The sequence below is a fragment of the Streptomyces sp. NPDC051582 genome (assembly GCF_040681715.1).
Classification (GTDB): Bacteria; Actinomycetota; Actinomycetes; order Streptomycetales; family Streptomycetaceae; genus Streptomyces.
The window spans coordinates 238,045-248,650 of record NZ_JBFAZJ010000009.1; the positions used below are offsets into that span (position 1 = coordinate 238,045).

Sequence of the window (10,606 nt, forward strand, 5' to 3'; positions counted from 1 at the left end):
GCCGTACTTACCTGGGGTTTCGCGGGTCGGCGACCGGGTGACGGGGGCCTGGGCGGGGTGTTTTGCGACAACCGACAAACCACATGCCATGGCACAAATCCCCCAAGGGCTCATGATGAGCCCCATCCACAGTGGGAGAGGCGCGCCATGGAGCCGATGAAGCTGATTGCATGCAATCCGCAGGTCCTCCTCGAACGGGCCAGGGGCGCTCTTCTCGGCCTCGCGACGGGTGACGCGCTCGGCGCCCCCGCCGAGAACATGAAGCCCTCGGAGATCCGCGCGAAATGGGGTCGCATCGAGGGGTTCGTCTCGGACGATCCGGCGGGCACCGACGACACCGAGTACGCGATCTTCTCGGGGCTGCTGCTGGCCCGCCACGGGTCGGCGCTGACCGTCTCCCACGTCGAGCGGGCCTGGCACCACTGGATCGCCGACCTCGACGAGGGGCCCTTCCGCGGGGCGGGATTCAGCGAGCGCGGCACGCTGGAGAACCTCCGCCGGGGCCTGGCCGCCCCCATCTCGGCCCAGCACCGGCACGCCTGGTCGGACGGGCTGGCCATGCGGGCGGCCCCCTTCGGCGTCTTCGCGGCGGGCCGCCCGGCGGAAGCCGCGCGGCTCGTCGCCATCGACGGCTCCGTCAGCCACGACGGCGAGGGCATCTACGGCGGCCAGGCGGTCGCGGCCGGGGTGGCGGCGGCGATGGCCGGCGGCTCGCCCGCCTCCGTCGTCTCCGCGGCCCTGTCCGTGATCCCGTCCGACTCCTGGACGGCCCGCTCCCTGCGCCGCGCGGTGACGGCGGCCCCGCGCGGCGAACGGGCCGTGCGCTCCGCGGTGGTGATCGGCGGCTACCCGTGGACGGACCTGGCCCCCGAGGCCGTGGGCCTGGCGTTCGGGGCCTTCGCCTCATGCGGCGGCGACTTCGTCACCTCGGTCCTGACGGCGGTGAACATGGGCCGCGACGCCGACACCACGGCGGCGGTGGCGGGCGCCCTTGCCGGCGCGCTGTCGGGCGTCGACGCGATCCCCGAGGAGTGGGCCAAGGCCATCGGCCCGGTCCGCGGCAGCTGCCTCCCCTCGATGCGCGGCCACCACGTCCTGGACATCGCGGACCTCCTCACTCCGGAATCCGAGGACGCCCGATGACGCCCCCCGCCGTCCCCCCGAACCTGCCGGCGGTCGACACCGCGCCGGTCGCACAGGTGCGTACCGCGCCCGCGGAGGCCGCGCGGGCCCGCAGCCCCCAGACCCTTGCCGGCGCCGCGGAGGTTCCCCGGCCCCCCGCCGGGATCCGGCGGATCGAGGGCTTGCTGCTCGGGCTCGCCGCGGGCGACGCGGCCGGGTGGCCCGCCGCCCGCCACCGCGCCAGCCGCATGCCCGAGTGGACCCGCCGCCTCACCCGCGAGCTCGACACCTTCGCCGAGCACAACCAGACCACCACCCTGCCCGTCCCCATCGCCCTCAACCAGCCCCCGGAACCCCTGCGCCTCGGCCCCTCCGACGACGCCGAATGGGCCGCCTTCGCCGCCGAATCCGTGCTCACCGCGGCCGGCGCGCTGCTCAGCGACCTCAGCCGGTCCCGCCGTATGCGGGCCGCCATCGACCTCGCCTGGAACGCCCTGGCCAGCGAGATCGCCGCGGCGGCGGAGCGCGCGCCCGAGGTGGAGTCCGCCGTGCTGCCCCTGCGCGCCCGCATCTCCGTACGGGCCGGTCTCGGCAACCTCGCCGCCGGCCTGCGCCCGCCCGCCACCGGCCACGACAACCCGCACTACTTCGACGACGCCGCCTGCGTGCGCGCCTGCGTCCTCGCCGTCGTCCACCCCGGAGACCCGGCGGCCGCCGCCGACCTCGCCGAGTTCGACGCCCGCTACACCCAGGACGGCGACGGGGTCCACGGCGCCCGCGCCATGGCCGCCGCCATCGCGGCCGCCCTCGCCGGCGCGGACACCGACACCGCCGTGGACGCCGCTCTCGACCGGCTCCCCGAGGCCACCGAGATCGGCCGCAACGCCCGCCACGCCGTCAAGCTGGCCCGCGTGCACCCCGAGGGCGGGGCCTTCGCCATCGTCCCCACCCTCGAACACGAGATCGTGGACCACGTCTACAGCTACGGCATCGCCGCCGCCGAGACCGTGCCCGTCGCCCTCGCCCTCGCCACCGCCGCCCACGGCCGGGCGGCCGAGGCCGTACCGGCCGCCGCCTGCCTGTCGCGCGTCGCGGACTCCGCCCCCGCCCTCGCCGGCGCGCTCACGGGCGCTCTCGGCGGCGGCGACTCGATCCCCGCCGCGTGGCGCGAGGCCTGCCGCACCCTCTCCGGCTGCGCCCTCCCCCGCCTCGCCGGGACCGACCTCGTCGAACTCGCCGCGCTGCTCGCTCGTACGGAACTCACCTCACCCAAGGGATGATTCGGACATGACGCTCACTCTCGAAGACCGGGCGGCCGGCTGCCTCGTCGGGGCCGCCGTCGGCGACGCGCTCGGCGGCCCGGTGGAGGGCTGGTCCCCGGACCAGATCGTGGAACGGCACGGCGGCCGCGTGCACGGCGTCGTCGGCCCCTGGCACGAGGACTGGCGTACGGCCCGCCCCATCGCGCCGTACCACAAGGGCGACGGCCACGTCACCGACGACACCCTCATGACGCACGCGCTGGTACGGGTCTACGAGGCCGTGCGGGACCACCTCGACGCGTACGCGGTCGCCGAGCACCTGGTCCCCGACCTGATGACGAACCCGCGCTGGATCCCCGAACTGGAGGCGCGGGCCCTGCCCTTGCAGCGGATCTTCCTCGCGGAGAAGTGGATCGTGAGCCGCCTGCACTACGGGCACGTCGACCCCCGGGAGGCGGGCAGCGGCAACATCGTCAACTGCGGGGCGGCGATGTACATGGCGCCGGTGGGCATCGTCAACGCGGGCAATCCTGCGGGTGCCTACGCGGAGGCCCTGGACATCGCCGGGGCGCACCAGTCCTCGTACGGGCGGGAGGCGGCGGGCGTCTTCGCGGCCTCGGTGGCGGCGGCCTGCCGGCCGGGGGCGACGGCGTCCTCGGTGGTGGACACGGCTCTGGCCCTGGCCAAGGACGGCACCCGGGAGGCGATCGCCGCGGTGTGCGAAGCGGCCTCGCGCCACCGGGACTTCGAATCCGCCCTGGCCCCGCTGCGCGCGGCGGTGGCCCCGTACGACTCGGTCGGCCCGGACTACCGCTCCCCCTCGCTCGGCGCCCGCCGCCCCTCCCGCCTGCACGCGATCGAGGAACTGCCGATCGCGCTCGGCATGCTGGTCGTCGCCGACGGGGCGTACGAGGGCTCGGTGCTCGGCGCCGTCAACTACGGCCGCGACTGCGACTCCATCGCCACGATGGCCGGGGCGCTCTGCGGAGCCCTGGCGGGCGTCTCGGCGGTCCCGCCGGCCTGGGCCAAGGAGGTCGCCGAGGCCAGCCGCCTCGACCTGTACGCCCCGGCGACGGCACTGGCGGCGGTGGCCCGCGAGGTCTTCACGCGGGACCGGGACCGCCGCCGGGTCCACGAAGCGGCCTTCACCTCGATCGCCGGCCCCCGGTGACCCCGGCCCCGCCCGCCGCTGCCGCCCGATGACCCCCACCCCCGCCGCCCGGCCGAAGCCGGCACCCGGACCCGGCCCGTCGGCCGCCCGGCCCCCGGACGCCGGTTCGTCCGCCCCGGCGGAGCCCGTGCCCGTGCCCGGCGCACCACCGGCCGGGCAGGCCGACCGGCCGCCCGTCGCCGCAGGCGTTCGGCTGACGTGGGCTCAGCCCGAGGACCTCGTCGGGCACGAGCTGCGCCAGGCCTCCGAGGACGGGCGGGACGCGGAGCCGCTGCTCCGCGTCTGGCTGGCCGCGGGCGGCCACCCGGCGCCCGACCGGGCCGGGGCCTCCCGCGTTCCGGCCCCGCCGGAGCTGCGCGTCCTGGCCACCCGCCTGCTGGACGAACTCGCCGCCCTCCCGCTCCCCTCGGCGGCCGCGGAGCCCACCCCCTGGCCCTCGATCGTCGCCACCTGGCCCGCGCCCCCGGCAGCGACCCCGCCCGCGGGGGCCGGGGGCGGCGTACCCGGGCCCGATCCCGCTCTGCTGCGGCGGCTGGAGGCCGCTTGGGTCGGGCGGGCCGTCGGGTGCGTGCTCGGCAAGCCCGTCGAGAAGCTGCCCCTGACCGGGATCCGCGCGCTCGCCCGCGCCGCGGGCAACTGGCCGCTGAACGACTGGTTCACCGAGCGCGGCGTCCCCGCGGAGCTGCTGGCCGCGCACCCCTGGAACCGGCGTTCCGCCGGCACCTCCCTCGCTGAGAACATCGACGGCATGCCCGAGGACGACGACCTCAACTACCCCCTCCTCGGGCTCCGGCTGCTCCAGCGCCACGGCAAGCGCTTCACCACTGCCGACGTCGGCCGGCTCTGGCTCGACGAGCTGCCCGCCGGCCGCACCTTCACCGCCGAGCGCCTGGCCTACCGCAACCTCCTCCAGGGGCTGGAGCCCCCGTCCACCGCCACCCACCACAACCCCTTCCGCGAGTGGATCGGCGCCCTGATCCGGGCCGACGTCCACGGCTGGACCCACCCCGGCGACCCGGCCGCCGCCGCGGCCCAGGCATACCGGGACGCCGCCCTCACCCACACCGGCAACGGCCTCTACGCCGCCCTCTTCGCCGCCGCCGCCATCGCGGAGGCCGCCGGCGGCCGGGCCGACGTCCACACCGCGCTCCGCGCCGGGCTGGCCGTCGTACCGCCCCGCTCGCGCCTCGCCGGGGCCGTCCGCCACGCCGTCGCCGCGGCCGGGCGGCACGCCGACTTCGACCGCGTCGTCGACGACCTCCACGCGCGGTACGGCCACTACCACTGGGTCCACGCCGTCCCCAACACCGCGCTGATCGCCGCCGCACTCACCCACGCCGACGGGGACTTCACCCGCTCCGTCTGCCGCGCGGTCTCCGGCGGTTGGGACACCGACTCCAACGGCGCCACCGCCGGCTCGCTGGCCGCGCTCGTCGACCCGGACGGCGTCCCGCACCGCTGGTCCGCACCGCTCAAGAACCGCCTCGCCACCACCGTCCCCGGCTTCGACGGCATCGGCTTCGACACCCTCGCCCACCTCACCGCACAGGAGGCAGCCCGCCCATGACGGCCATCGCCGTGCTCGGCAGTACCAACATGGACCTCGTCGCCTACGTCCCCAGGGCCCCCCGCCTCGGGGAGACCGTCACCGGCCGCGCGTTCCGCACCGTCCCCGGCGGCAAAGGCGCCAACCAGGCCGTCGCCGCCGCCCGCAGCGGCGCGGAGGTGGTGATGATCGGCGCGGTCGGCGCCGACGAGTTCGGCGTACGGCTGCGCTCCGCGCTCACCGCGGCCGGGGTCGAGACGGCGGCCCTGCGCACCGTCGGGGGCGCCAGCGGCACCGCGCACATCACCGTCGACGACGAGGGCGCCAACAGCATCATCGTCATCCCCGGCGCCAACGGCTCCGTCACCGGGCTGGAGGCGGGCGACGCGGCCCGGATCGGCGCCGCCGACCTCCTGCTGCTCCAGCTCGAACTCCCCGTGGAGGCCGTCCTCGCGGGGGCCGCGGCCGCCCGCGCCCAGGGGGTCCGTACGGTCCTCACCCCGGCCCCGGCCCGCCCGCTGCCGCGCGAACTGCTGGAGCTGGTGGACCTCCTGGTGCCCAACGAGCACGAGGCGGCGGCCCTGACCGGCTTCACCGACCCCCGGGGAGCCGCCGAGGCGCTGCTGCGCGAGGTGCCGGAGGTGGTGCTCACCCTGGGCTCCGCCGGGGTGCTGTACGCGGCGCGGGGGCGGGAGCCGCTGGCGGTGCCGGCCCTGCCGGTGCGGGCGGTGGACACCACGGCCGCCGGGGACACCTTCGCGGGGGCCCTCGCCGTGGCCCTCGGGGAGGGACGCGCGATGCCGGAGGCGCTGCACTGGGCCTCGGCGGCGGCCGCGCTCTCCGTCCAGCGGCCCGGCGCGCAGGACTCGATGCCGACGCGCACCGAGACGGACGCCTTCGCCGCGTCCACGTCCGCGTCCACGTCCGCGTCCACGTCCGCGTCCACGTCCGCGTCCACGTCCAGTGCGGGGACCGGCACCGGTCCCCGCAGCGACCTCACCGGCGAACCGGCTGCGGGAGCCGCCTCGTGACCCCTGCCGAAGCGACACGGCCCTCCCCCGGCGCGGCCGCCACCGGCGGACCCCTCGACGGGCTGCGCGTCCTGGACCTCGCGACCCTCTTCGCCGGGCCGCTCGCCGCCACCCTGCTCGGCGATTTCGGTGCCGACGTGGTCAAGGTGGAGCATCCCGTGCGCCCCGACCCCTCACGCGGCCACGGCCCCGCCAAGGACGGCATCGGCCTGTGGTGGAAGCTGCTCGGCCGGAACAAGCGGACGATGACCCTCGACCTGTCCACCCCGGGCGGGCGGGAGACCCTGCTGCGGCTGGCCGCCACCGCCGACGTGGTCATCGAGAACTTCCGCCCGGGCACCCTGGAGAAGTGGGGCCTGGGCTGGCCCGAGCTGTCCGCCGCCAACCCGCGGCTGGTCCTGGCCCGCGTCACGGCCTTCGGCCAGCAGGGCCCGTACGCCCGCCGCCCCGGCTTCGGCACCCTCGCGGAGGCGATGAGCGGCTTCGCCGCGATCACCGGGGAGCCCGACGGCCCACCGACCCTGCCGCCCTTCGGCCTCGCCGACTCCATCGCCGCGCTGACCACCGCGTACGCCGTGATGACCGCGCTCGCCGGGCGTGAGCGCACCGGCCGCGGCCAGGTGGTGGACCTGGCCATCATCGAGCCGATCCTGACCGTGCTGGGCCCGCACCCGCTCTGGTACGACCAGCTCGGCTACGTCCAGCCGCGCACCGGCAACCGCTCCACCAACAACGCCCCCCGCAACACCTATCGCAGCGCCGACGGCCGCTGGCTGGCGGTCTCCACCTCGGCCCAGTCCATCGCGGAGCGCGTGATGCGGCTCGTCGGGCGGCCCGAGCTGATCGCCGAGCCCTGGTTCGCGAGCGGCTCCGGCCGCGCCGCGCACGCGCCCGTCCTCGACGAGGCGGTCGGCGGCTGGATCGGCCGCCACAAGGCCGACGACGTGGTCGCCGCCTTCGAGGGGGCCGAGGCCGCCGTGGCCCTGGTCTACGACGTACGGGACGTCATGGCCGATCCGCAGTTCGCCGCGCTGGACACCGTCACCGAGGTCGAGGATCCCGAACTGGGACCGCTCCGGATGCAGAACGTCCTGTTCCGGCTGTCCGGGACCCCCGGCAGGATCCGCTGGGCCGGCCGCCCGCACGGCGCGGACACCGAAGCCGTACTCACCGAACTCGGTCTGTCCGAGACCGAGATCAGCGCACTCCGGATGGAGGGGGCCCTGTGATCCTGACCTGGCTCTACGTACCGGGCGACCGCCCGGAGGTGGTCGCCAAGGCCCTGCACTCCGGGGCCGACGCCGTCATCGTCGACCTGGAGGACGCGGTGTCGGCCTCCCGCAAGGAGTACGCCCGCGCCGCCACCGCGGAGCGGCTGACCGAGCGGCCCCCGGTCCCGGTGTTCGTCCGCGTCAACGCCCTGGACTCCCCCTGGGCCGGCGCCGACCTCACCGCCCTGACCGGGCTGCACGGCCTCGCGGGGCTCCGGCTGCCGAAGATCACGGCCCCGGAGCAGATCGCCGCGGTGGCCGACCGCACGGGCGGGGTGGCCCTGCACGCCATGCTGGAGTCGGCGCTGGGCGTGGAGCGCGCGTACGAGATCGCCCGTGCGCACCCCGCCCTGCGCGGGCTCTCCCTCGGCGAGGCGGACCTCGGGGCCGATCTGGGCATCAGTGCGGAGGCGGGGCTGGACTGGCCGCGCTCCCGCGTGGTGATCGCGGCCCGGGCTGCCGGGCTGGCCCCGCCCGCGCAGTCGGTCTTCCCCGACATCCGGGACCTGGAGGCGCTGGCCGTCTCCTGCACGCGCGGCCGGGCGCTGGGTCTCCTCGGCCGGGCGGCGATCCACCCGCGCCAGTTGCCGGTGATCGAGCGGGCCTACCTGCCCGGACCGGCGGAGGTCACCGCAGCCCAGGAGATCGTGGCGGCGGCCCGCCGCACCCCGGGGGCGGTGGCCCTGCCGGACGGCCGCTTCGTGGACCCGGCGGTGCTGGCGGGCGCGGAACGGGTCGTGGCCCTGGCCCGGCGGGAGTCCCCCGTCCTCTCGTGACTTCCGGACGGACGACGGGAGGGGCGCCGCGCGGTGTGCGCGGCGCCCCTCCCGTTCCGTCCGGAAGACCCGGTCAGAGCTTCTTGGCGGTCTTCGGCGGCTCCGCGTCCGCCGTCACGGCGTCCTCGGGCGCGTCCTCGGCCTCGGCGTCGCTCTTCGCCACGGTCCCGGCCTTCGCGTCGGCCGCCGTCCCGGCCTCGGCAGCGTTTTCGGCCCCGCCCTCGGCAGCGGCCTTCGGCTCGGACTCCCCGTCCACGGGGTCCTTCGCCTCGTCCTTGGTCGCGGGGTCGGAAGCCGCGGGCCCGCGGTCCGGCTCCACGACCTCCTCGCGGCCCGGGCGCAGCTTCGCCGACAGCACAAGGTAGACCACGGCCAGGACGAAGACCAGGATCGAGGTCCACACGTTCAGCCGGACACCGAGGATGTGGTGGGCCTCGTCGACCCGCATGTACTCGATCCAGCCGCGGCCCACGCAGTACGCGGCGACGTACAGGGCGAACGCCCGGCCGTGTCCGAGCTTGAAGCGGCGGTCGGCCCAGATCACGAGCGCGGCGACGCCGAGGCACCACAGCGACTCGTACAGGAAGGTGGGGTGGTAGGTCCCGGCGACCCGGTTGGGACCGTCGCTGATCTCGACCGCCCAGGGCAGGTCGGTGGCCCGCCCGTACAGCTCCTGGTTGAACCAGTTGCCCCAGCGGCCGCAGGCCTGGGCCAGGGCGATACCGGGGGCCAGGGCGTCGGCCCAGGCCGGCAGCGGGATCCCGCGCAGGCGGCAGCCGATCCAGGCGCCCACCGCGCCCAGCGCGATCGCGCCCCAGATGCCGAGGCCGCCCTCCCAGATCTTGAAGGCGTCGACCCAGTTGCGGCCCTCGCCGAAGTACAGCTGGTAGTCGGTGATCACGTGGTAGAGGCGACCGCCGACCAGACCGAACGGCACGGCCCACACGGCGATGTCCGCAACCGTGCCCGGCTTTCCGCCGCGCGCGATCCACCGCTTGTTGCCGAGCCAGACGGCGACGAAGACGCCGATGATGATGCAGAACGCGTAGCCGCGCAGCGGGATCGGTCCGAGATGGACCACGCCGGTCGAGGGGCTGGGGATATAGGCAAGGTTCATGGCAGAGCCGACGCTACCCTGCCGGGCGGTACGGACCGCAACCCGCCCGGCAACCTGGCGCCAAATCGAGACGGGGGATCAGTCCTCGCCGGACCCCTTCTCGACCCCGGCCGAGCCGGTCCGTGAGCCCGCCGCGGTGGAGGAGGACTTCGCCACGGCCGAGGAGGAGGCGGAGGACGAGGCGGACCCCGAGTTCTTCGACCCCTTCGCCGCGGTGCTCGGCGAGGCGGAGTGCGAGGCGGAGTGCGAAGCCGAGGGCGAGGCGGACGGCGAAGCCGGGGCGTTCCCGCCACTGCCCTTCGCGGCGGCCTCGACCTGCTCCTTGAGCTTCTGCGGGGTCACCGGGTTGGCCTGGTCGGCGAAGATGTCCTTGCCGTTCAGCAGCACGGCCGGGGTGCCCCGGAACTTCCCGGCGCGGAAGGCCTCGTAGGACTTGTTCACCCAGCTGTTGTGCGTCCCGTCCTCGACGCACTTGCGGAACTCGGGAGTGACCAGCCCGTCCACCTTGCCCGCCAGCTCCAGCAGCTTCGCGTTCTTCCCGTACGCGTCGTCCGTCTCCTGCGGCTGGTTCTCGAACAGGACGTCGTGGTACGCGGAGAACTTCCCGGCGTCCTGCGCGCAGGCGGCCGCGTTGGCGCCCTTCAGTGACCCGCTGCCTCCCATGTTCCCGTCGATCAGGGTGACCAGGTGGTAGTCGACCTTGAGCAGCCCCTTGGCCTCCAGCTCGTGGATCGTGTCCCGGTAGTTGGTCTCGAAGGCCTTGCACGCGGGGCAGCGGAAGTCCTCCCACACCGTCAGCGTGGACTTGGCCTCCGGCTTGCCGGCCTGGATGGCGAGCGCGTCCTTGCCGGTGGCCCCAGAGGGGGCGCTCACCGGGCCCGCGGCCTCGGACTTGTCGCCCTTGTTGGTGTTGGCCGCGATCAGGCCGACGACGGCCGCCAGGCCGAGGACGCCGACCACGGCCGACGCGACGATGAGGGTCCGCCGCCGCTTCTCCCTCTTCTTCTCTCGCTCGCGCTCCACCTGGAGCCGCTCGCGGGCCGATCGTTTCGCTTCGCGGTTCACACCGTCGTTCTTCTCGCTCACGTTCGGCCAAACGAAGCGGGGAGGCACTCGCGTGCCTCCCCGCTCCCACTTCCACCCGATCGGACTACAGAACCCGCTCAGGGGTTCGCGGCGCCGATCGAACGCCTGCGTCCGCCCGCGAGCCCGTCAGCCCCTGCGGATGCCTTCGGCGAGTTCGCCGGCGAGTGCCTTGACGGCGGTCAGGCCGGCTGCCTGGTCGGGTGCGTCGAGGAGCAGTTTGACGA

Annotated in this window: 8 protein-coding genes and 2 pseudogenes; 7 read left to right on the forward strand and 3 right to left on the reverse strand. The window is 75.4% G+C overall.

Annotated features, from left to right (window positions below; all coding sequences use genetic code 11):
• Window positions 1-156: 156 nt before the first annotated feature.
• From AB0M92_RS15175 to AB0M92_RS15205, 7 genes are read left to right on the forward strand one after another with little or no spacing between them, the layout of a single operon-like run.
• The gene (locus AB0M92_RS15175; RefSeq protein WP_366102571.1) at window positions 157-1,143 is read left to right on the forward strand and encodes an ADP-ribosylglycohydrolase family protein; all 987 of its coding nucleotides are present in this window, start codon (window positions 157-159) and stop codon (window positions 1,141-1,143) included.
• On the forward strand, window positions 1,140-2,402 hold the full coding sequence (locus AB0M92_RS15180; protein ID WP_366102572.1) for an ADP-ribosylglycohydrolase family protein: 1,263 nt from the start codon (window positions 1,140-1,142) through the stop codon (window positions 2,400-2,402). Before AB0M92_RS15175 ends, AB0M92_RS15180 begins: the two co-directional genes overlap by 4 nt.
• 7 nt (window positions 2,403-2,409) lie before the next feature.
• Window positions 2,410-3,555 (forward strand): ADP-ribosylglycohydrolase family protein, encoded by a 1,146-nt coding sequence (locus AB0M92_RS15185; RefSeq protein ID WP_366102573.1) that lies wholly within the window; start codon window positions 2,410-2,412, stop codon window positions 3,553-3,555.
• 28 nt (window positions 3,556-3,583) lie between these two features.
• Window positions 3,584-5,122 (forward strand): ADP-ribosylglycohydrolase family protein, encoded by a 1,539-nt coding sequence (locus AB0M92_RS15190; RefSeq protein ID WP_366102574.1) that lies wholly within the window; start codon window positions 3,584-3,586, stop codon window positions 5,120-5,122.
• The gene (gene rbsK / locus AB0M92_RS15195; protein ID WP_366102575.1) at window positions 5,119-6,132 is read left to right on the forward strand and encodes a ribokinase; all 1,014 of its coding nucleotides are present in this window, start codon (window positions 5,119-5,121) and stop codon (window positions 6,130-6,132) included. Before AB0M92_RS15190 ends, rbsK begins: the two co-directional genes overlap by 4 nt.
• Complete coding sequence (locus AB0M92_RS15200; RefSeq protein ID WP_366102576.1) at window positions 6,129-7,361, forward strand: CoA transferase; 1,233 nt, start codon at window positions 6,129-6,131, stop codon at window positions 7,359-7,361. Before rbsK ends, AB0M92_RS15200 begins: the two co-directional genes overlap by 4 nt.
• Window positions 7,358-8,179 carry a CoA ester lyase gene (locus AB0M92_RS15205; protein ID WP_366102577.1) on the forward strand — a complete coding sequence of 274 codons (822 nt, stop codon included), beginning with the start codon at window positions 7,358-7,360 and terminating at the stop codon, window positions 8,177-8,179. Before AB0M92_RS15200 ends, AB0M92_RS15205 begins: the two co-directional genes overlap by 4 nt.
• Window positions 8,180-8,252: 73 nt before the next feature.
• On the opposite strand, the gene lgt is transcribed toward AB0M92_RS15205, so the two are convergent.
• The 3 genes and pseudogenes from lgt to AB0M92_RS15220 all read right to left on the reverse strand — a co-directional run.
• Window positions 8,253-9,296, reverse strand: a complete 1,044-nt coding sequence (gene lgt / locus AB0M92_RS15210) for a prolipoprotein diacylglyceryl transferase (protein ID WP_366102578.1) — start codon at window positions 9,294-9,296, stop codon at window positions 8,253-8,255.
• A gap of 294 nt (window positions 9,297-9,590) precedes the next feature.
• A pseudogene (locus AB0M92_RS15215) lies at window positions 9,591-10,382 on the reverse strand (thioredoxin domain-containing protein); the annotation flags it as partial.
• Window positions 10,383-10,508: 126 nt separating this feature from the next.
• Window positions 10,509-10,606 (reverse strand): annotated as a pseudogene (locus tag AB0M92_RS15220) (tryptophan synthase subunit alpha); the annotation flags it as partial.